The 20,427-nt window shown below is 71.1% G+C and carries 20 protein-coding genes; 13 read left to right on the top strand and 7 right to left on the bottom strand.

Going from position 1 to position 20,427, the window contains the following annotated elements:
* Window positions 1-94: 94 nt before the first annotated feature.
* The 10 genes from AW273_RS06770 (at window position 95) to menD (ending at window position 8,449) form a co-directional block, all read left to right on the top strand.
* Window positions 95-472, top strand: coding sequence for a hypothetical protein (locus AW273_RS06770; RefSeq protein ID WP_157555606.1), 378 nt, complete (start codon window positions 95-97; stop codon window positions 470-472).
* Between the two features lie 36 nt (window positions 473-508).
* Window positions 509-1,423 (top strand): SDR family NAD(P)-dependent oxidoreductase, encoded by a 915-nt coding sequence (locus tag AW273_RS06765; protein WP_062346349.1) that lies wholly within the window; start codon window positions 509-511, stop codon window positions 1,421-1,423.
* 13 nt (window positions 1,424-1,436) lie between these two features.
* Window positions 1,437-2,237, top strand: a complete 801-nt coding sequence (locus tag AW273_RS06760) for an isocitrate lyase/PEP mutase family protein (protein ID WP_062346347.1) — start codon at window positions 1,437-1,439, stop codon at window positions 2,235-2,237.
* A gap of 10 nt (window positions 2,238-2,247) precedes the next feature.
* Complete coding sequence (locus AW273_RS06755; RefSeq protein WP_062346346.1) at window positions 2,248-2,847, top strand: molybdopterin-dependent oxidoreductase; 600 nt, start codon at window positions 2,248-2,250, stop codon at window positions 2,845-2,847.
* Window positions 2,840-3,562, top strand: a complete 723-nt coding sequence (locus AW273_RS06750) for a ferredoxin reductase (protein WP_062346344.1) — start codon at window positions 2,840-2,842, stop codon at window positions 3,560-3,562. Before AW273_RS06755 ends, AW273_RS06750 begins: the two co-directional genes overlap by 8 nt.
* A gap of 3 nt (window positions 3,563-3,565) precedes the next feature.
* On the top strand, window positions 3,566-3,835 hold the full coding sequence (locus tag AW273_RS06745; RefSeq protein WP_062346342.1) for a DUF6510 family protein: 270 nt from the start codon (window positions 3,566-3,568) through the stop codon (window positions 3,833-3,835).
* Window positions 3,836-3,966: 131 nt separating this feature from the next.
* Complete coding sequence (locus AW273_RS06740) at window positions 3,967-4,743, top strand: class I SAM-dependent methyltransferase (RefSeq protein WP_232327133.1); 777 nt, start codon at window positions 3,967-3,969, stop codon at window positions 4,741-4,743.
* Complete coding sequence (locus AW273_RS06735; protein WP_062346337.1) at window positions 4,743-5,927, top strand: isochorismate synthase; 1,185 nt, start codon at window positions 4,743-4,745, stop codon at window positions 5,925-5,927. The genes AW273_RS06740 and AW273_RS06735 overlap by 1 nt, the downstream gene beginning before the upstream one ends.
* A 6-nt stretch (window positions 5,928-5,933) precedes the next feature.
* On the top strand, window positions 5,934-6,812 hold the full coding sequence (locus AW273_RS06730) for a 1,4-dihydroxy-2-naphthoyl-CoA synthase (protein ID WP_062338771.1): 879 nt from the start codon (window positions 5,934-5,936) through the stop codon (window positions 6,810-6,812).
* Entirely contained in the window at window positions 6,800-8,449 is a 1,650-nt protein-coding gene (menD, locus tag AW273_RS06725; protein ID WP_062346335.1) for a 2-succinyl-5-enolpyruvyl-6-hydroxy-3-cyclohexene-1-carboxylic-acid synthase, read from the top strand. The genes AW273_RS06730 and menD overlap by 13 nt, the downstream gene beginning before the upstream one ends.
* A 58-nt stretch (window positions 8,450-8,507) precedes the next feature.
* Here the strand turns inward: menD and AW273_RS06720 are convergent, their stop codons facing one another.
* The 7 genes from AW273_RS06720 to AW273_RS06690 form a co-directional block, all read right to left on the bottom strand.
* Window positions 8,508-9,092, bottom strand: coding sequence for a GTP-binding protein (locus AW273_RS06720; RefSeq protein WP_062346333.1), 585 nt, complete (start codon window positions 9,090-9,092; stop codon window positions 8,508-8,510).
* Complete coding sequence (locus AW273_RS06715; RefSeq protein WP_030452107.1) at window positions 9,073-9,432, bottom strand: DUF742 domain-containing protein; 360 nt, start codon at window positions 9,430-9,432, stop codon at window positions 9,073-9,075. The genes AW273_RS06720 and AW273_RS06715 overlap by 20 nt, the downstream gene beginning before the upstream one ends.
* A complete protein-coding gene (locus tag AW273_RS06710; RefSeq protein WP_062346332.1) occupies window positions 9,429-9,842 on the bottom strand; it encodes a roadblock/LC7 domain-containing protein in 414 nt (137 codons plus the stop codon). The genes AW273_RS06715 and AW273_RS06710 overlap by 4 nt, the downstream gene beginning before the upstream one ends.
* On the bottom strand, window positions 9,839-12,094 hold the full coding sequence (locus tag AW273_RS06705; protein ID WP_062346329.1) for a sensor histidine kinase: 2,256 nt from the start codon (window positions 12,092-12,094) through the stop codon (window positions 9,839-9,841). The genes AW273_RS06710 and AW273_RS06705 overlap by 4 nt, the downstream gene beginning before the upstream one ends.
* Window positions 12,095-12,232: 138 nt before the next feature.
* Window positions 12,233-13,729, bottom strand: coding sequence for an amino acid adenylation domain-containing protein (locus AW273_RS06700; protein WP_198168033.1), 1,497 nt, complete (start codon window positions 13,727-13,729; stop codon window positions 12,233-12,235).
* On the bottom strand, window positions 13,726-14,520 hold the full coding sequence (locus tag AW273_RS06695) for a terpene synthase family protein (protein ID WP_062346327.1): 795 nt from the start codon (window positions 14,518-14,520) through the stop codon (window positions 13,726-13,728). Before AW273_RS06695 ends, AW273_RS06700 begins: the two co-directional genes overlap by 4 nt.
* Window positions 14,517-15,869: a cytochrome P450 gene (locus AW273_RS06690; RefSeq protein WP_198168032.1), complete on the bottom strand. Its 1,353-nt coding sequence runs from the start codon at window positions 15,867-15,869 to the stop codon at window positions 14,517-14,519. Before AW273_RS06690 ends, AW273_RS06695 begins: the two co-directional genes overlap by 4 nt.
* A gap of 383 nt (window positions 15,870-16,252) precedes the next feature.
* On the opposite strand from AW273_RS06690, the gene AW273_RS36040 reads away from it, so the two are divergent.
* The 3 genes from AW273_RS36040 to AW273_RS06675 form a co-directional block, all read left to right on the top strand.
* Window positions 16,253-18,430, top strand: coding sequence for a glycoside hydrolase family 5 protein (locus tag AW273_RS36040; protein WP_062346323.1), 2,178 nt, complete (start codon window positions 16,253-16,255; stop codon window positions 18,428-18,430).
* Window positions 18,431-18,657: 227 nt separating this feature from the next.
* Window positions 18,658-19,617 (top strand): ketopantoate reductase family protein, encoded by a 960-nt coding sequence (locus AW273_RS06680; protein WP_062346321.1) that lies wholly within the window; start codon window positions 18,658-18,660, stop codon window positions 19,615-19,617.
* Window positions 19,618-19,703: 86 nt separating this feature from the next.
* Window positions 19,704-20,427, top strand: a 724-nt coding sequence (locus AW273_RS06675; RefSeq protein ID WP_232327132.1) for an SGNH/GDSL hydrolase family protein, incomplete at its 3' end; no start/stop codon positions are given.

Genomic DNA, 20,427 nt, shown 5'->3' with positions numbered 1-20,427 from the left:
CCGCCGTTCTGTGCCATCCGCATAAGGCCAGGTAGAGGTAAGGGTCTCGCCACTAGCCCGGCTCGTGGTCCCGCGCCTTCCTAATGTCGGCCGCGTGAACGCATTGACGAGCGGAGACCTCGCCCTCGGCGCGGCGGTCGGGGTCGGCGGGCTGGGCCTGAGCATGGTCGGCCTGTGGGTGAACCGGCGCACCCTCGACGAGCCGGGCCCGCCCCCGGTGGCGTGGCGGATCGCACGGGTGCGCGGCACCCAGTCGTTGTGCTGGCTGACCAACACCGGCACCGACCGTGCCCTGTCCGTGACGGCCGACTGGCGCAAGGCCGGGCCCGGCCTCGGCGACCTGCCGGCGCAGGTGGCGATCGGACCGGGGTCGAGCTGGCAGTTCCTGCTGCGCCCGGCGGCCCGGCACCCGTCGGTGATCTGGTTGACCTGGGAGGGTCAGCGGGAACCGGTGGCCGTGCCCCTGCCTTGACCGGACGTTGACGGCTCACTCGCTACTTTCGGAGCCATGACCGTTAAAACGCCTTTTGGGGCTGATTCCACGGCGAGTGAGGTCATCGAAGGCATCGACCTCGGCGGCAAACGCGCCATCGTCACCGGCGCCAACTCCGGCATCGGCCTGGAGACCGCGCGGGTGCTGGCCGACGCGGGCGCCGAGGTCATGCTCGCGGTCCGCGACGTCGACGCCGGCATCCGCGCCGCCGACGAGATCGGCGGCAAGGTCGCCATCGCCCACCTGGACCTCTCCGACCAGACCTCGGTCCGCGACTTCGTCGCCGGGTGGGCCGGGCCGCTCGACATCCTGGTGAACAACGCGGGCATCTCGGCGATCCCGCTGACCCGGACCCCCGAGGGCTGGGAGCTGCAGTTCGCCACCAACCACCTCGGCCACTTCACGCTGACCACGGGCCTGCACGAGGCGCTGGCCATGCGGCCGGGAGCGCGTGTGGTGGTGCTGAGCTCGGTGGCGAACCTGCGTTCGCCGGTCGTCTTCGACGACATCCACTACCTGCGCCGCGAGTACGACCCGATGGAGGCCTACGGCCAGTCGAAGACCGCCAACGCGCTGTTCGCGGTCGGCGCGGCCGGACGCTGGGCGGGCGACGGGATCATGGTGAACGCGGTGATGCCCGGGGTGATCCGCACCGGCATCCAGCGTTACTTCACCGACGAGGACTTCCAGACCCTGATGGACAACACCGGCCGCCCGCAGGGCAAGACCATCCCGCAGGGCGCCGCGACCAGCGTCCTGGTGGCGACCTCTCCACTCCTCGACGGGGTCACCGGCCGCTACTTCGAGGATTGCAACGAGGCCGAGCCCTACCCGGGCACCGGCCCGAGGCGCGGCTACGCGCCCTATGCGGTCGATCCGGAGCTCGCCATGCGGCTCTGGTACGTCTCACAAGAGATGCTGCAAACCTGATCTACTGAGCCGTATGTCCTCTCTCACGGAGAAAGCACGTCTCTTCCGGTCGCTCCACGTCTCCGGCGACCCGCTGCTGCTGCCCAACGCCTGGGACGTGGCCAGCGCCCTGCTGACCGAGGCGGCGGGGGCCAAAGCGGTCGCCACCACGAGCGCGGGCGTGGCCTGGAGCCTGGGCGTGCCCGACGGCGACCATCTCGGCCGCGACCGCGCCGCCGAGGCGGTCAGGCGGGTCACCGAAGTGGTCGGGGTGCCGGTCACCGCCGACATCGAGGGCGGGTTCGGCGCCACGCCCGACGAGGTCGCCGTGACGGTCACCCGGATCCTCGAAGCGGGCGCCGTGGGCGTCAACATCGAAGACGGCCCCCGGGACCTCGCCGACCAGTCGGCCCGGCTGGCCGCGGCCCGGCAGAGCGCCGACGACTTCGGGGTCCCGCTCTACATCAACGCGCGCATCGACACCTACCTCCGGGGCGGCGACGACCTGGCCGACGTCCTGCGGCGGGCCTCGGCGTTCCTTGAGGCGGGCGCGACCGGGATCTTCGTCCCGGGGGTCCGCGGCCCCGGCCTGGCGGCCCAGCTCGTCAAGGAGATCGACGCGCCGGTGAACATGCTGCTCGGGCCGGGGGCCCCTCCCGTCAGGGCGTTCGCCGACGCCGGGGTGGCCCGGATCAGCCTGGGCTCCTCGGTCGCCTCGGCCGCCTACGCCGTGGCGCAGGCCGCGACCAGGGAGTTGCTCGGCGAGGGGACGTACACCTCGATCGCCGAGGGTCTCCCCTACGGTGAACTCAACAACCTCCTGCAAAAGGGGTAGGACGCCAGTTATGGGGATCATTTCGCGCGCCTTCCAGGGCCGCCCGAGAGACCACGACGAGAAGCTCCCACCGGGGCAGTACCTCGTCCACGACTTCCCGGTCCTGTCGGCCGGGCCCACTCCGCGGGTCCCGCTCGACCGGTGGGAGTTCGCCATCGACACCCCCGAGGGCGAGGTGCACCGCTGGTCGTGGGAGGAGTTCCAGGCCCTGCCGCAGGAGACCCCGACCGTCGACCTGCACTGCGTGACCAAGTGGTCGAAGTTCGGCACCGAGTGGAAGGGCGTCAGCCTCGACGTCCTGATGGAGGACGTCGAGTCGGCCGCCGAGTACGCCCTGGCCTACAGCCACGGCGGCTACACGACCAACCTGCCGCTGGAGGACCTGCTCGACGGCAAGGCCTGGATCGTGTACGAGTTCGACGGCGAGGAACTGGCCCCCGCCCACGGCGGCCCGGCCCGGTTGCTGGTGCCCCACCTCTACCTGTGGAAGTCGGCCAAGTGGGTCAAGGGGATCCGGTTGCTGAACGAAGACTGGCCGGGCTTCTGGGAGACGGCGGGCTACCACAACTACGGCGACCCGTGGCGCGAGCAGCGCTACCAGGGTGATTAAGCGGCTGACCTGGCGGGTGGCCACGGTCACCGAGATCCGCCAGGAGACCCCGACGGCCCGCACGCTGGTCTTCGACGTGCCCGGCTGGCCCGGCCACCTCCCCGGCCAGCACGTCGACGTGAAGCTCACCGCCGACGACGGCTACAGCGCCCAGCGCAGCTACTCGGTCGCCAACGGCGACGACGGCGAACGCGTCGAACTCACCGTCCAGCGGGTCGGCGACGGCGAGGTGTCGCCCTACCTGACCGAGGTGCTGGAGGTGGGCGACCAGATCGAGCTGCGCGGCCCGGTCGGCGGCTGGTTCGTGTGGCGTCCCCACTCCTCCCCGCCGGTGCTGCTGATCGGCGGCGGGTCGGGCATCGTGCCGCTGATGGCGATGATCCGGTCGCGCGGGAAGTCCGACACGCCGTTCCGGCTGCTCTACTCCCTGCGCGACCCCGGCCAGCTCTTCTACGCGGGCGAACTGGAGAAGGTGATGGCGGGGGTCGAGGTGGCCTACCTCTACACCCGGACCGCCCCGCCCGACGCGGGCCGGGCCCCCGGGCGGATCCGGGCGGCCGACCTGATCGCCTACGGCTGGCCGCCGGAGACCGCCCCCGACGTCTTCGTCTGCGGGCCGACGGGCTTCGTCGAGGCCGCCGCCGACCTGCTGACCGGGCTGGGCCACGACCCGGCGAAGATCAAGACCGAGCGTTTCGGACCGACCGGAGGCTGACCCATGGAACACCTGGACTACCAGGACGGCAACGCCCTCGCCGGTCCGCTGAGCGAGATCTTCACCTTCGACGTCACCGTGGCACAGGGCACCTGCGCGGGCTGCGGCCGGCGCGGCGCGCTGGCCGAACTGCGCGTCTACGGGCCCGAACCCGGGCTGGTCGCCCGCTGCCCGGGGTGTGAGGAGGTCGTGCTGACCTTCGTGCGCGGGCCGAAGGACGCCTGGCTCGACCTGCGCGGCTCGGTCTCGCTGAGAATCCCCATCACCGAGTAGCCCCCCGGAACGGCTCATCACTCTGAGTGTCTGCCGATGTCCTGATGTAATCACGCCCTAGCATGCGGAACCGGACTGCTTGTCTTTCCCGGGGGGGAAATCCAGTGACGCATGCGCTCGCTCATCAATATGTGTTCGACAACGACGGAGACCACTCGGCCGACCAGCATCGATGCCTGGCCGACCTGCTCGACCCGCTCACGTTCGGCCGGCTCGCCCAGACGGGCGTCGGCGACGGCTGGAACTGCCTGGAGATCGGGGCGGGCGGCGGCAGCGTCGCGCGGTGGCTGGCCGACCGGGTCGCGCCCCGCGGCCACGTCTTCGCCACCGACATCAAGCCGGGCCGCATCCCGGCCCACGACGGGCTGACCGTCACGAAGCACGACATCGTGCACGACCCGCTGCCGTCGGCGGCGTTCGACCTGGTGCACGCCCGGCTGGTGCTCAGCCACCTGCCCGAGCGGGCGGCGGTGCTGGCCCGGCTGCGCGACGCGCTGCGGCCCGGCGGCTGGTTGCAGGTCGACGAGATCGACGTCACCCACTGGCCCGCCCTGCTGACGCCCGACCACGGCTCCCGCGAGCTCTACGAGACGTTCCTGCACGCGATGGCCTCGGTGCTCGTCGGCGTGGGCAGCGACCCGACGTGGGGACGCTCGGCCGCGCAGGAGATCGCCCAGGCCGGGTTCACCCAGATCGACCCGTGGTGCCACGTCGAGGTGTGGGGACCGAAGTCGCCCGGCCTTGAACTGCTCACCAGCAACAGCTTCCACCTGGAAGACCACTTCCTGGCCACCGGGCTGACGAAGGACCAGCTCGACGAGGTGCGCGCCGTGATGGCCGACCCGGGCTTCCGCGCGGTGTCCTTCACCGTCCACTCGGTGCTGGCGCGCCGGCCCGAGGAGACCTGATGGAGCTGGTGCGGACGGTTCCGATCCAGGATCCCGGCCCGCTGATCGCCGCCGCGCCGTTCGCCGACAGCCTGCTCTGGCTGCACGGCGACGAGGGCATGGCCGGGTGGGGCATCGCGGCCCGGTTCGAGGTGAGCGGGCCCGGCCGGTTCGAGCACGCCCGCCGCTGGTTCCGGCGCTGGCTGGCCCAGCGCAACGTCGACGACCGCGTGGGCCTGCCGGGCTCGGGGCCGGTCGCCTTCGGCAGCTTCACCTTCGACCACGGGCCCGGACGGTCGGTGTTCGTCATCCCGCAGGTGCTGATCGCCCGGCGCGGCGGCGCGTCCTGGATGACGACCGTGGGCGACCCCTGCCATCCCGATGGAACGGTCCCAGACCCGCTGCCGAACGTGCGGTGGCTGGCCGAGCCCGACGCCGAGGAGCGCTGGCACAAGCAGGTGTCCCGGGCGGTCGACGACATCAGGTCGGGACGGCTGCACAAGGTCGTGCTGGCCAGAGACGTGCGGGGGCTGCTCGGCGGGCCCTTCGACCCGCGCATGGCGGTCTCGCGGCTGCACGACCGCTTCCCCGGCTGCTGGACGTTCGCCGTCGACGGGCTCGTCGGCGCCTCGCCCGAGTTGCTGACCGGCCGGTTCGGGCGGATGGTGAAGTCGCTGGTGCTGGCCGGCACCGACTGGCCCGGCGGCGCGATCGGCCTCGGCACCGAGAAGACCGCGGTCGAGCACGAACTGGCCGCCGACTCCGCCGAGGACGTGCTGCGCGCGCACTGCTCGGAGCTCGACGTGCACGAACCGCACGAACTGCAACTGGCCAACGTCACCCACCTGGCGACCCGCATCAGCGGCACGCTCCGGCACAACGTCGACGCGCTCACCCTGGCCTCGCGGCTCCATCCGACCGCCGCCGTCTGCGGCACCCCGTTCCGGGAGGCCCTGGCGCTACTGCGCGAACTGGAGAACCTCGACCGGGGACGCTACGCCGGCCCTGTCGGCTGGCAGGACGCGCGCGGCGACGGCGAATGGTGCATCGCGCTGCGCTGCGCCGAGGTGACGGGCCCCAACCTGCGGCTGTTCGCCGGATGCGGCATCGTCGGCGACTCGAACCCGACCTCGGAGTGGCACGAGACCGAGGCGAAGCTCGGCGCCATCCGGGATCTGTTCGCCGAACCCACCTGCGTAAAGTGAGACAGCATGGTTTCTGAACTGTTCGACGAGAAGGCGTGGCGCCCCGTCGAGGGCTTCGACTTCGCCGACATCACCTACCACCGCGCGGTTGACCAGGGCACGGTTCGGATCGCCTTCAACCGTCCCGAGGTGCGCAACGCGTTCCGCCCGCAGACGGTCGACGAACTCTTCCAGGCGTTCGACCACGCCCGGCAGCAGGTCGACGTCGGGTGTGTGCTGCTGACCGGCAACGGGCCCTCGCCGCGCGACGGCGGCTGGGCCTTCTGCTCGGGCGGCGACCAGCGCATCAGGGGCAAAGACGGCTACCAGTACGCCGACGGCACCCCGGCCACCGGCCGCCTCCACATCCTGGAGGTGCAGCGGCAGATCCGCTTCATGGGCAAGGTCGTCATCTGCGTGGTGCCGGGCTGGGCGGCGGGTGGCGGGCACAGTCTCCACGTGGTGGCCGACCTGACCCTCGCCAGCCGTGAGCACGCCCGGTTCAAGCAGACCGACGCCGACGTCGCCAGCTTCGACGGCGGCTTCGGCAGCGCCTACCTGGCCCGCCAGGTGGGGCAGAAGTTCGCCCGCGAGATCTTCTTCCTGGGCGACACCTACGACGCCGAGGCCGCCCACCGGATGGGCATGGTCAACGCGGTGGTGCCCCACGAGGAGCTTGAGGTCGTCGCGCTCGAATGGGCCCGCAAGATCAACGCCAAGAGCCCGACCGCGCAGCGCATGCTCAAATACGCGTTCAACCTCATCGACGACGGCCTCGTGGGCCAGCAGGTGTTCGCCGGGGAGGCGACGCGGCTGGCGTACATGACCGACGAGGCGGCCGAAGGCCGCGACTCGTTCCTGGAGAAACGTTCACCCGATTGGAGCCCGTTCCCATGGCACTTCTGAGCGGGAACGGCTCCACCGCGCTGGCCGGGGTGGTCGTCGACGAACTGGCCCGCTGCGGGCTGGCCGAGGTCGTCCTCTCACCCGGCTCGCGGTCGACGGCCCTGGCGCTGGCCTTCCACAACAACGAGCACGTGCGGCTGCACGTCCGGGTCGACGAACGTTCGGCCGCGTTCCTGGCGCTGGGCCTGGCCCGGCGGTCGGGCCGCCCGGTCGCTCTCGTCTGTACGTCCGGCACCGCCGCCGCCAACTACCTGCCCGCCGTGGTCGAGGCCGCCGAGTCGGGCATCCCGTTGCTGCTGCTGACGGCCGACCGGCCGCCTGAGCTGCGGGCTACCGGGGCCAACCAGACGATCGACCAGATCAAGCTCTACGGCGGCCACGTGCGCTGGTTCTGCGAGATGGGCGCGGCCGAACCGGGTCAGATGCCCTACTGGCGGACCACGATCGACCGGGCCTGGTCGGCCATGCTGCACCCCGACCCGGGGCCGGTCCACGTCAACCTGGCCTTCCGCGACCCGCTGATCCCGTCGGGCGACGCCGACAAGCTGCTGGAGGGCCGCGCCGACCGCCGCCCGTGGACGGCCATGACGCCGCCCGCGCCGGTCCTCGACCCGGTCGAGCTCCCGGCCGAGGAGCGCGGCGTCATCGTGCTCGGCGACGGCGCCGAAGACGACGACTGGGAGGGCCTGGCCGAGGCCACCGGCTGGCCGATCCTGGCCGAGCCGACGAGCGGTCACCGCAGCGGCCCGGCGGCCGTCTCGACCTACCGCAGCCTGCTCGGCGACCCGGCGTTCGCCCGGGTGTTCCGGCCCGGCCTGGTCGTCACCTCCGGCCGGGTGGGGTTGTCACGCGCGGCGCTGGCCTACATCCGGTCGGCCGAACGCCACGTCGTGGTCTCGCGTGCCGCCCGCCACCCCGACCCGACCCGCACGGCGATGGCGGTCGTCCCGTCGGTGCGCGCCGGCGAGGCGACCGGCCCGACCGACTGGACGGCCACCTGGCACGAGGCCGAGAAACGTGCCCGCGACGCGATCGACCTGCTGCTCGACGCCATCCCGGTGAGCGAGCCGAGGCTGGCCCGCGACCTGGTCGCGGCGCTGCCGTCGAACGCGCTGCTGTTCGCCGGTTCGAGCATGCCGATCCGCGACCTCGACCTGGCGATGCGGCCGCGCGAGGGCGTGCGGATCCTGGCGAACCGGGGCGCGTCGGGCATCGACGGCCTGGTGTCGTCGGCGATCGGCGCGGCGCTGGCCCACGACGGCCCCTCCTACGCCCTGATCGGCGACCTGTCGCTCATCCACGACCAGAACGGCCTGGTCATGGGCCCGATGGAGCCCCGGCCCGACCTGACGATCGTGGTCGTCAACAACGACGGCGGCGGCATCTTCTCGACCCTCGAACCGGCCGGCCGGCCGGAGTTCGAGCGCCTCTTCGGCACACCCCACGGCGTCAGCGCCCGCGACGTCGCCGCGATGGCCCAGATCCCGTACGCGCGCGTCAACGGCGTGAACGAGATGCAGCCCAGCACGGGCCTGTGGGTGGTCGAGGTCGTCACCGAACGCGACGAACAAGCGGCGGTCCGGCGGCGAATCCAGGAGGCGGTGTCTCAGACCTTGGCGACCGGCCGCCTGCTGTGACCGCGGGTGCGACGAACAAGCGGCACCTGTCTGATGGCCGCATCCAGGAGGCGGTGTCTCAGACCTTGGCGACCGGCCGCCTGCTGTAGGCGTGCTGGACGAGGGTGATCAGCACTTCCTTGCCGGAGGCGCGGCGGCGGGCGTCGCACAGCAGTACGGGGATGTCCGGCGGCAGGCTGAGCGCCATCTTCACCTCGGCCAGGTCGTAGACCGGGGCGCCCTCGAAGCAGTTGACGGCGACGACGAACGGGGTGCCGCGCCGCTCGAAGTAGTCGACCGACGGGAAGCAGTCGGAGAGACGGCGGGTGTCGGCGAGCACGACGGCGCCCAGGGCGCCCTTGGCCAGCTCGTCCCAGACGAACCAGAAACGCTCCTGGCCGGGGGTGCCGAACAGGTAGAGCACGTAGTCGTCGCCGACGCTGATCCGGCCGAAGTCCATGGCCACCGTGGTGGTGGTCTTCCGTTCGACGCCCGACAGGTCGTCGACGCCGACGCTGCGGTCGGTCAGCACCTCTTCGGTCCGCAGCGGCTTGATCTCGGAGACCGCGCCGACCATCGTCGTCTTGCCCACCCCGAAGCCGCCCGCGATGAGCAGCTTCACGGGGGTGGGCATGCGGACCTTGTCAGAGGGCACGGAGGCCATCGAGCACCGCCCTATACATTCGCTCGTCGAGTACATCCACCTCGGGCTGCGGGTCCTGGACCGCCACGAAGCCCGAGTCGAGGAGGTCGCCGAGCAGCACCCGGACCGTGCCCGCGGGCAGGTCGAGGGCGGCGGCGATCTCGGCCACCGACAGCGGCCGGCGGCACAACCGCACGATCGCCAGGTGCTCGGGGTCGAGCCCGACCTCCAGCCCGGTCGGCTGCCTGATGGCGACCGCCAGGGAGATCAGGTCGAGGTTCGCGCGGGCCTCGGTCCGGCCGCGCGAGATGACGTAGGGACGGACGACCTGCTCGTCGTACAGCTGCTCGTCTGGATTCACGGGTCGCTCCTGCCCGTAGAAGACGCCGCGGACCGTGCGGGAGACGTCAGATACTGGCCGACGCGGACCACCAGCATCGCCATCTCGTAGGCGACGAGGCCGACGTCGGCGTCCTCCTCGCAGAGCACTGCGAGGCAGGCGCCGTGACCGGCGACGGTGACCACCAGGTAGGCCGACCGCATCTCGATGATGGTCTGCCGGACGGCTCCGCCCTCGAACCGTTCGCTCACGCCGCGGGCCAGCGACTGCACGCCGGCGGCCACCGCCGACAGGTGCTCTGCGCTGGATATCTCCAGGTCTCGTGAGCTCGCGAGCAACAGCCCGTCGGAGGACAACACGATGCCGTGCCGAACCTCCCGGACGTTGCCGACCAGGTCGTCGAGGAGCCAGGCGAGGTCGGCGGCGGTCACCGATCGTCCCCTTCTTCGTTCTGTTGGAGTTTGCGGGCCGCATCGGACCGGCCCCGCCGGGTGCCCGACTGGAACGAGCCCATGATGCGCATGATCTCTTCGGGTGACCGTTCGTCGTCTTCTTCCTCCGGTTCGGCGAGGTCGTCGACCGAGTCGCGCAGCGACGGGGCGATGCTCGCCTGGGGAACACGGAAGGGCAGACCAGACGGGGTGAACTCGGTCACGGTGGCCTCCGGGACGCGCGGAGCGACAGGGGTGTCCTGCTCGGGCTCTGGGCGGCGCTGGGTGAGCTGCGCCACGGGCGCGGCGAGCATCGTGACCTCGGCCAGTCTCGGGAGGGCCTCGGGCAGTTGCTCGGCCGGGGGGATGTCGGCGGGCCGGTCGTCGATGACCAGCTCGGTCGGCAGCAGCACGACGGCGGTCGTGCCGCCGTAGGGGGAGCTCTTGAGCGACACCCGGATGCCGTGGCGTTCGGCCAGGCGGCTGACCACGTAGAGGCCGAGCCGGGCGGTGCTCGACAGGTTGAACTCGGGCGGGTTGAGGATGCGGGCGTTGGCCTCGTCGAGGTCTTCCTGGGTCATCCCGAGACCCCGGTCTTCGATCTCGATGGCGTAGCCGCTGGCGACCGGGTGGCCGCCGACCTGCACGACGGTGTAGGGCGGCGAGAACGACACGGCGTTCTCGATCACCTCGGCGAGCAGGTGGATGACGTCGCCGACGGCCCGTCCGGTGAGGTCGACCTGGCCCATCGGCATGATCGTCACCCGGGTGTAGTCTTCGACCTCGGCGAGCGCGCCGCGCACCACGTCGACCATCGGGACCGAACGCCGCCAGGCGCGGGCCGGGGTGGCGCCCGACAGGACGATCAGGTTCTCGGCGTTGCGGCGCATGCGGGTCGCGAGGTGGTCGACCCGGAACAGGTCCTTGAGCTCCTCGGCGTCGGTCTCGCGGCGCTCCATGACGTCGAGCAGGGTGAGCTGGCGGTGCACGAGCGACTGGGTGCGCCGGGCCAGGCTGAGCAGGATGTCGCGGATCGACTGCCGGAGCTCGGCCTCCTCGACGGCCGTCCGGATCGCGGTCTCCTGCACGGCGTTGAACGCCTGGCCCACCTGTCCGATGACGTCGCCGCCGAACTCCAGGGGCGGGGCCTCCTTGGCGACGTCGACCTTCTCGCCGTGGGCGAGCCGTTCGACGACGCCGGGCAGCCGCTCGTCGGCGAGCTGGTGGGCGGCGTCGCGGAGCTTCTCGAGCTGCGCGACCAGCCGCCGGGCGGTGGTGATCGACAGGATGATCGACGCGATGACCGCCACGAGGCCGAGACCGCCGGCCAGGACGAGCCGCACGATGACGCCCACCGCGACCGGCGTGGCCCGCTCGACCACCCGGTCACCACCGGCGAGGACCTCGTCCATCATCCGGCCGAGCGCGACCGAGGTGGTCTGCTGCCACTGGTCGGCGGTGACGGGCGGCGCCTCCAGGGTCCGGCCGCGTTCCATCACCGCGTTCTCGGTCTGGCGGAGCCGGGTGAACGCGTCGCTCTTGAGCAGCGTCTCGAAGTAGCCCCGGTCGGCCTGCCGCAATTCGCTGACCTGCTCGGCGGTGTGGAAACGCTGGACCCCGACGATCTGAACGAATTTCGCGTGTTCCCCGGCGCCGAATCGGCCGGCCGCGATCGCACCCGCCAGCAGCGCGTCCTCTTGCGAAAGAACTTCACGTGCGCGCTGAAGACTGATGTAAGTGCGAGCATCCTTCGCGATTTCGTCGTCGTCGAGGGTGGCGACCGAGAAATACGTGCGGAAGATGGCGTCGAGGACCCTGGTGTAGCCCTCGGCGGCCTGGTCGCGGTTGATCCGGCCCTGGTCGACCGCCTTGCGGATGTCGGTCAGGCCGGCCAGGAGGCCGAACAGCTCGTCGAGGCGCTTGACCGTGTCGGGGCTGGAGGCGAACCTGACGTCGTCGCCCCTGGCCAGGCTCTCGAAGTGGGCTCTGGTCTGGTCGGTCTTGACCCGCAGCCCGGCCATTTCGGCCGACGGGCGGCGGGCCGCGAGCTGGACGACCGACGCGCGCCGCTCGTCCTGGAGAGCCAGCACGAGCGGGTCACTGGGTTGCGCGACACCCTGGTCGAAGGTGTTCACGAACAGGAGGTTGACGCCTTCCCGGAGCGTGACCCAGGCCGCGAACCCCCAGAGGGCCGCGAGGGACAGCAGCAGTGCCACCACCTTGGTGCGCACTCGGGAATTGCGGAAGCGCATATCAACCACCTTGGGACGTTTCCCGGCGATTACTAACCCGTCACCGCTTAGCGGGGATTTCCAGGGCGCAAGCCGCAGGCGCCCCGGGGAACCTTAGCAATGCCGGGAAACACACTCAACACGTGTCCCTTTATGTACTCATATCTGAAGATAGGCCGCTGCATTCCGTCGCGTGAGATGACGCGCCGCGATCATGGCTGCTCTGACGATGGAAACGGGCAGGTACAGATCCTTGTCGTGCCACAGCGGCGGCCATTCCGGGATGTCGTCCTCGTCGGTCAGAAAGGCGTGCCCGCGGGCCGCCGCCTCCCGGTGCCGGGGGCCTCCGGCGAGCAGGAGGATCTGCAGCGCGTAGGCGGTCTCCTCCTGGGTGCCGGCCCACCTGCCCCACGATCCGTCCTCTCGCTGGTTGGCGAGCGTCCAGCGCAGCGCCCGGTCCACGCTCTCCTCGGCCGCCGGCCCGCCGTACTCGTGCAGGGCCAGGGCGGCGCAGGCGGTGGCGTAGAGGGGGCTGGCGTGCCAGCGGTCGTGCCACGAGCCGTCGGGGAGCTGTTTCCCGACGAGCCACGCGACGGCCTTCTCGACCCTCGGCCGATAGCGGCGGGCGTCCGGGACCAGCCTCAGGTGATGCCCCAGGGCGTCGAGCACGTGGGCGTTCGTGCTGATGGAGGCCCCTTCCTCCTCCCGCCAGGTGCAGAAGTGCGTGTCGAGTTCGTAGGCCAGCAGGCACTCGGGGTCGTACGGGATCCCGAGCAGCCCCAGGGCGTAGAGGGCCACCGAGGTGGTGTCGCAGTCGGGCGGCAGGCCGGGACCCGCCGGGGTGCCCGTGGGACCGATGGCCGCCACCAGATCCGCCAGCATCTCGGCCGGCGGGTCGATCGGGACACCGGCCCTGACCAGTGTGCTCAGCACCCACCCGCGCTCGAAGACGGTGATCGGCAGGCCCACCGGGACCGGCCCGCCGAACCGCCGGGCGACCGCCTCCAAGTGCAGGCGGGCCGGGTTGCCGGCGTCCATGAGCCCCCGGTCTCCGAGGTAGGCCGCGGTCGCCGCGGGCGAGGCTCCGACCGTACCAATGGAAGTAAGGCCCGTTTGCGCAAAAGTCGCGGAATCCCCAGCTATTTCCAGGGCATGGAGCAATTTCTCTGGAACTTGCACACCGGATTTCAACCAGCCGCGAATTCGGCCGAGCGGGGCCGTGCTCATGCCGGGCGGGAGCGGCAGGCCCGGGTCGCCGCCCCGGGCGTTGATCAGGCCGATCAGGTGCGGCACGATGAGCTCGATCGCCGGCATGTCGGGCAGCGGCCGCCACGGCTCGTCGACCAGCCGGCGCGTCAGCACGGCCAGGCCGCGCCGCGCGGCGGCCCTCGGATCGCTCCGGCCCGACACCGGATCCCCCCGGTCGGCGGCGGACAGCAGACCCTCGGTCGCGGACAGGGTGGGCACCAGGTCATAACCGTCGGGCAGGCCCCAACCGCCGTCGGGCCGCTGCACGGCGCACAGGTAGTCGACACGTTCGGCGTGCCCGACCAGCCAGGGCGCGAGGGTGACCAGGCGGCCGGTCTCGTAGACCGACGGCGACACGTCGCCCCACGGCCGCGACATCAGGTCCCGGACGAGCCGGTCGGCCGTCACCGGTTCCCCCAGTAGTCGGCGACCCCGTAGAAGCCGGAGCTGTAGCCGATCTGACGGCCCAGGTAGTCGGCCTGGGGACCGTCGCCGATGAGCTTCCTGGCGCCGCCCGCCAGGGTCTCGATGTGGGCGCGGACCTCGTCGGGCGCCGGGCCGAGCATCAGCGCGTTCAGGTCGCCCCAGCTCACGTCCCGGTGGTGGGTGGCCAGGTCGTTCAGCAGGCGCAGCACCTTCTGCACCTCGTCGCTGGCCGGGAGGAGGTCGGGCACGCCCTCGACCCCGTTCCTGGTCCAGTGGGCGACGTTGACGAAGGTCGACCCGAAGTTGGCCGCGTTGTCGAGATAGGCCTCCAAGGTCGGCAGTTCTCCGCTCGCCTTCCAGGCGAACTCGCGGCGCATGGCGTGCAGCATCCGGGCCAGTTCGGCCTCGAACAACCCGGTGGCGTCGGCCACCTCGTCGCGGATCTCGCCGAGGAACGCGGTCAGCGGGCTCTCGGCCGTCCCGGTCAGGCACTCCTCGACGATCGTGTCGACCTCGGCGAGCTCCGTCGCCCGGTGGTCGATCAGCCAGTCGACCGCGAAGATCCACAGGGACAGCCGGTTGGCCACCCGGAGCTCGGCCACGGTGGCGTCGGGCGAACCGAACGCGTTGGCCAGCGAGACGGCGTTGAACAGCGTCGCGTCGAACGGCTTGGCCGGGAACAGGGCGGGGTGGGCGGCGGCGCGGGCGGTCAGATCGCGCGCGGAACCCGCGGCCAGCCCGCTCACGCGGCCGGCGGCATGGGCGTCGATCACGTGGTCACCGGACGCAGGATCATCTTGATCTTCTTGCGGCTGCGCAGCGTGCCCGCGGGCTGCACCGGGAACGGCCCTTCGGTGACCAGCTCAGGGCGGAACCGCTTCAGCAGCCCGGCGATGAGCAGCGGCGCCTCGATGTAGAACAGGTGCTGCCCGAGACAGAGGTGCGGACCGGCGCCGAACGGCAGGTACGAGTAGCGGTGCCGGCGGTCCTCCCGCTCGGGGTCGAACCTCTCCGGGTCGAAGGTCAGCGGGTCGGGCCAGAAGGCGTCCAGGCGATGGGTGATGTACGGGCTGATGAGCACCTGCGACCCGGCCCTGATGGTGACCCCGCCGAGCTCGTGGGTTCTGGTCACCAGGCGCGGCATGGCCCAGCCCGCCGGGTAGAGGCGCAGCGCCTCGCGCAGCACCATGGTCAGGTAGCGCAGCTTCGGCAGCGCGTCCGGGCCCACCGGCCCGTCGCCGGTCACCTCGTCGATCTCCTCGTAGAGTTTCGCGGCCACGTCGGGATGGTCGTGCAGGATCGGCCACAACCAGGTCAGCGCGACGGCGGTGGTCTCGGTGGCGGCCCCGTAGATGCTGGCCAGGTCGTCGCGGAGCTTGCGGTCGGTGAGCTCGCGACCCTCGTCGTCGCGAGCGCGGACCAGCGCCGAGATGATGTCGGGCCCGTCACTCCTCTCCTTGCGGGCCTGCCGGATCAGCGGGTAGATCACGTCGTCGATGACCTGCCGCGCGCCCATGAACCTCTTGTCGCCGGGCAGCGGCACCCGGTCGGGCACGAACGGCAGGGCGATCCGGAAGCCCATGGAGGTGTTCGCGGTGGCGTACGCCGGCCCGAGGACCTCGGCCTCGCGGGGGGAGATCCGGTCGCCGAAGAGCACCGAGATGACCGCGCGGGTGGCGATGCGGTTCATCTCGTCCATCGCGTCGATCGGCACGCCGGGGGTGAGCTCGTCGAGACCCTCGTCGATCGTGGCGGCCATGTCGGCGGTCAGCGAGGCCACGTATCGCGACGTGAAGAGCGGCTGGAGCACCTTGCGACTGGCGGCCCAGCCCGGCCCGTCCGCGATCACGCTGTCGCCGAGCAGCCGCTCGACGGGTTTCCAGAACATGCCCTTGCGCAGGTAGCTGGTCCAGTCGCCGCGCAGCGCGTGCTGGAGGTGATCGGGGTGGCTCAGCAGGTAGGGCCGGAACGGCCCGACGTCCAGCCGGACGATCTCTCCCCCGGCGTCCCTGGCCACATCGGTCAGGCCTTCGAGCGGAGCCCGGACGACCATGGGCAGTAATCGGTGTATCGGCAGGTTGCGCGGGGTCCGGGCGGGTCTCGCGGGTGTCTCGACGGCCATTTTCTTGGTGCTCCCACACTGATGTATTTGCGCAGCACAAACAGCGCCCACGGCGGATGAGCGCTTGAAGGTCCAAGAGAGCGTGCGTACGTGACGGAAACGGTGACCGGTTTCTCCGGTCCGCACAGTGCCGGTTACCTCCCAATTTTTTACTTCACTAGCCATATGTCGCAACTGTGATGATTTGCCGTAACTTCGGCATCACCGGCGCAGTATCACATGATCAAATGACGTTGATCAAGATTGCAGTGGAGTGACACTTTTGTAGGCACCTGACCGAAATACGTGGATCGGTCCTAATTGCAGTGACATATGACAGATTGCGACTCTAGTCGGAAGCCCTGTGGGGCTGGTTGGATCGCGGGGTGCCCCGTCATGTCACCGTGGACCGCACCGCCCTCCGCGCCGCCGGGGCCGGATCCGCCGTGCTCGCCGGGCTGCTCCTGACCTTCGACCTGGCCGACCCGACCGGCCTGCTCGCCCCGGGACGCGCCGAGGCCGCGCTGACCGTGACGGCCTTCTTCGGCGCCTCCTACCTGCTGCGGCGCGGCTTCCTGACGACCTGGGGCGTGCTGGTGCTGGCCGCCGTCACGGGGCGCTTCCTCGGGACCGTTCCGGTGGGCGAAGGGCCTTTCACCACCGCCTGGGCCTCCGGCTTCACCGGCGTCTACCTGGGACTTCTCTGCTGGCCCGCCGCGATCCCGGCTTGGATCGTGACACGCCGCAGCCGGCGGCCCCGCGGGCGGGCGGTGCCCGAGTTCACGGTGATGGCGGCGTTCGCGGGCGTCGGAGGGCTGCTCGTGCTCGGGCAGGAGTGGTGGACGCACTCGCCCGTCGGCTACGTGTTCGGGGGCGGGTGGTGGTTCTTCGCGCCGACCGCGAGTGCCGGGGTCGTGGGCGGGCTGATCGGCCTCGGGGTGTTCCTCGCCGTCGTCCACGTCGCCTCGGCGCGGCTGGTCGCCGGGCCCGGCCGGTTCGTCGGGTGCTGGCTCGCGTGCGTGTGCGGGGGCCTCTTCCTGGGCTTCGTCCAGAGTGTCGCGGCCCTCTTCTCGTACGGACCCGCCGACGCCCTCTCGGGCGACCTGTGGCCGGTGTTCGCCCTGTTCATCAGGCTGGCGGTGGGGGCCTCCTACGGCGCGGTGATCGGGTTGTTCGCCGCCACGGCCACGATCCTGCTGCCCGGCCGGAGGAAGGCGGCCGTCCCCGTGCTCGCCCTGGCGATGACGTTGGCACCCGAGGCCGCCGCGGCGCCCGACCGGGCGATCACCGACGGCCACGGCCGCCAGGTGTTGTTACGCGGGGTCGGGGTGAACCAGCTCGTCGACTACTGGAGCGGCGACTCGACCAGGGAGACCGTGCGCCCGCTCACCGACGACGACTTCCGCCGGATGGCCGAGATGGGCTTCTCGGTGGTCCGGCTGGCCGTCTCGTGGTCGCTGCTCGAACCCACACCCGGCACGCTCGACACCGGCTACGTCGCCCGCATCCGCCGGGCCGTCGACCAGGCCGCCGCCAACGACATGGTCACCGTCATCGACCTGCACCAGGACGCCTGGGGCCGGGGCGTCGTCGCCCCGATGGGCTCGACCTGCCCGACCGGCACCACCCCGCTGACCGGCTGGGACGGCGCACCCGGCTGGGCCACCCCGTTCGACGGCAGCAGACGCTGCCAGTTCCTGGTGAAGGAACTGGCCCCGGTGGTGAACCGCGCCTTCGGCAACTTCTACGCCGACCGCGACGGCGTCCAGACCCGGCTGGTCGCGACATGGGGACGGCTGGCCCGCGAGTTCGCCCACTCGACCGCCGTCGCCGGGTTCGACCTGATGAACAGCCCCGGCCTCGGCGAGACGCCGCCGCTGACCTCCTCGGCCGCGCTCGGCCGCTTCTACGCCCGCGCCGTCGCCGCCATCAGGGAGGCGGAACGTTCGGCGGGCGGCCACCGGCACCTGATCTTCTTCGAGCCCGGCCCGCTGTGGGCGCCCTGGCCCGGCTTCGCCGCCGACCCCGGCCTCGTGCTGGCCGTCAAGCCCGGCGACCTGCCGATCGACCCGGCCCGCGCGGTCGCCCTCTCGGCCCGGATGGCCGAACGCTACGGCACTCCCCTGTGGACCAGCGCGTGGGGCGGGGGGCGGCTGGCGGCGTACGCGAAGGCGGAGGACAGCGCCATGATCGGCGGCGCCTTCTGGGTGTGGAAACAGGCCTGCGGCGACCCCCACCTGGCCGGGACCCACCCGGCCACCGCGGGGAACCTGGTGACCGTCGACTGCGCGACCGGCGCCGAAAGGGGTCCGTCACGCTCCGTGAGCAACGTGGTGAGCAGGGCCTACCCGAGGGCGGTGCCGGGCCGGCTCACCTCGTTGTGGTCGGATCCGGAGCGTCGCCACCTGCGGCTGACCGGAACCAAGGGAACCGGACGGTGCGATCTCGACGTCTGGGCGCCGGGCGCGACCCGCCCGGCGGTGACGACCTCGGGGATCTCCAGCGTGGCGTTCCGGCAGGTGCCCGGCGGGTGGCGGCTCTCAGGCTGCCCGGCGGGCGACTTCGCGCTGGAGCTGCGCTGAGGACTAAGCCGTCGCGGTGACCAGCCAGGCGAGACCCAGCAGGATGACGACCGGGATCAGCCAGACGACGACCTCGATCGCGAACTCCTTGTACATGAGCCTTCCTTCCGTAGGTCCGCGGTTTTGTTCCGCAGCATATTGGGTGACCCGAAATCCGCCGAAGTCGATATTCCACGGTCACGGTGCCAGAACTCTCCGTGACTGTAAAGCCGGGCAGAATCGGGCGCATGCGCTACGTCATCATCGGGGCCGGCGGCATCGGGGGCACCATCGGCGCCCGCCTCTTCCAGAGTGGCCACGACGTCACATTGTCCGCCCGAGGGTCTCATCTGGCCGCGCTCCGCTCAACCGGCCTGCGTTTCATCACTCCCAACGGATCGGAAACACTTCGCATCCCGGCCGTCGGCGACCCCGCCGACCTGGAGTTGCGCGAAGGCGACGTGCTGGTCCTCGCGACCAAGACCCAGGACAGCGCGGCGGCCCTGAGCGCGTGGGCCCCGCACGCCGACGGCCTGCCGGTGGTCTGCGCGCAGAACGCGGTCGAGAACGAACGCCTGGCCCTGCGCCTGTTCGCCGACGTGTACGGAATGCTGGTCTGGATGCCCGCCCTGCACCTGGAGCCCGGCACGATCGTCGCCTACGGCACTCCAAAGTCCGGCATGCTCCCCCTCGGACGTTATCCACAGGGTGTGGACAAACTCTCCGAGACGATCGCCGCCGACCTCGGCCGCAGCGGCTTCGCCTCCTGGGCCGACCCCGCGATCATGCGCTGGAAGTACGGCAAGCTGCTCGGCAACCTCGGCAACGCCGTCGAAGCCCTGACCGGCCCCGACCCGGCCCGATTCGACCTGGCCCGGCGGGCCCGCGAGGAGGGCGTCGCCGTTCTGGCCGCCGCCGGCATCGACGTGACCACCCCCGACGAGGAGAGGGCCCGGCGCGGGCGGCTGGTCGAGCACGGCGAGATCGACGGCGTGCCCCGGCCGGGCGGTTCGTCGTGGCAGAGCCTGGCCAAGGGCAGCGGCACCATCGAGGCCGACTACCTCAACGGCGAGATCGTGCTGCTCGGACGCGCCCACGGCGTGGCGACCCCGGTCAACACGATGTTGCGACGTGAGGCGAACCGGGCCGCGCGGGAGTCCCGCCCGCCCGGCTCCCTCCCGGTCGCCGAACTCACCGCCCTGTTGTGAAACGTACATGCGTCAGCCCAGGTCAGGCCCCTGAGTCAGAACAAGTTTCTAGGAGCTGACCACCCCGTCTCCTTACCATCCGCCCCGTGAAGACGTCGAAGATGAGCGCCCTCGTGGCGGCTCTGGTGCTGCTCGCCGCGTTCTTCGTCACGCGGCCCGCCGAGGCGGCCACGGTGCGGATCATGCCGCTGGGCGACTCGATCACCGGCTCTCCCGGGTGCTGGCGCGCGTTGTTGTGGCAGCGCCTGCAGCAGACCGGCTACACGTCGGTCGACATGGTCGGCACCCTCGGCCCGCAGGGGTGCGGGGTGAGCCACGACGGCGACAACGAGGGCCACGGCGGCTACCTGGTGACCAACGTGGCGGCGCAGAACCAGCTCGTCGGCTGGCTGAACGCCACCAGCCCCGACATCGTGCTCATGCACTTCGGCACCAACGACGTCTGGAGCAACCGCTCGACCCAGCAGATCCTCGACGCCTACTCGACCCTGGTCACCCAGATGCGGGCCAAGAACCCCGCGATGAAGATCCTGGTCGCCAAGATCATCCCGATGAACCCGTCGACCTGCGGCGAGTGCGCCCAGCGCACGATCAACCTGAACAACGCGATCCCGGCCTGGGCCGCCGCCCGGACCACGGCCCAGTCCCCGATCGTGGTCGTCGACCAGTGGACGGGCTTCAGCACCGCCACCGACACCTACGACGGCGTGCACCCGAACGCGTCCGGCGACCAGAAGATGGCCAACGCCTGGTACCCGGCCCTGGCCGCCGCCATCAACGGCACCACCCCGTCCCCCACCCCCACCCCGA

Origin of the sequence: Herbidospora yilanensis (assembly GCF_001570565.1) — a bacterium.
GTDB classification, from domain to species: Bacteria; Actinomycetota; Actinomycetes; order Streptosporangiales; family Streptosporangiaceae; genus Herbidospora; species Herbidospora yilanensis.
Note: the sequence above shows the minus strand (reverse complement) of the source record. Positions and strands in the feature narration are given on the sequence as shown.

Coding starts and splice junctions, on each gene's coding strand:
- AW273_RS06765 (WP_062346349.1), top strand. CDS start 509: ATGACCGTTAAAACGCCTTTTGGGGCTGATTCCACGGCGAGTGAGGTC.
- AW273_RS06760 (WP_062346347.1), top strand. CDS start 1,437: ATGTCCTCTCTCACGGAGAAAGCACGTCTCTTCCGGTCGCTCCACGTC.
- AW273_RS06755 (WP_062346346.1), top strand. CDS start 2,248: ATGGGGATCATTTCGCGCGCCTTCCAGGGCCGCCCGAGAGACCACGAC.
- AW273_RS06745 (WP_062346342.1), top strand. CDS start 3,566: ATGGAACACCTGGACTACCAGGACGGCAACGCCCTCGCCGGTCCGCTG.
- AW273_RS06735 (WP_062346337.1), top strand. CDS start 4,743: ATGGAGCTGGTGCGGACGGTTCCGATCCAGGATCCCGGCCCGCTGATC.
- AW273_RS06730 (WP_062338771.1), top strand. CDS start 5,934: ATGGTTTCTGAACTGTTCGACGAGAAGGCGTGGCGCCCCGTCGAGGGC.
- menD (WP_062346335.1), top strand. CDS start 6,800: ATGGCACTTCTGAGCGGGAACGGCTCCACCGCGCTGGCCGGGGTGGTC.
- AW273_RS06720 (WP_062346333.1), bottom strand. CDS start 9,092: ATGGCCTCCGTGCCCTCTGACAAGGTCCGCATGCCCACCCCCGTGAAG.
- AW273_RS06705 (WP_062346329.1), bottom strand. CDS start 12,094: ATGCGCTTCCGCAATTCCCGAGTGCGCACCAAGGTGGTGGCACTGCTG.
- AW273_RS06690 (WP_198168032.1), bottom strand. CDS start 15,869: ATGGCCGTCGAGACACCCGCGAGACCCGCCCGGACCCCGCGCAACCTG.
- AW273_RS06680 (WP_062346321.1), top strand. CDS start 18,658: ATGCGCTACGTCATCATCGGGGCCGGCGGCATCGGGGGCACCATCGGC.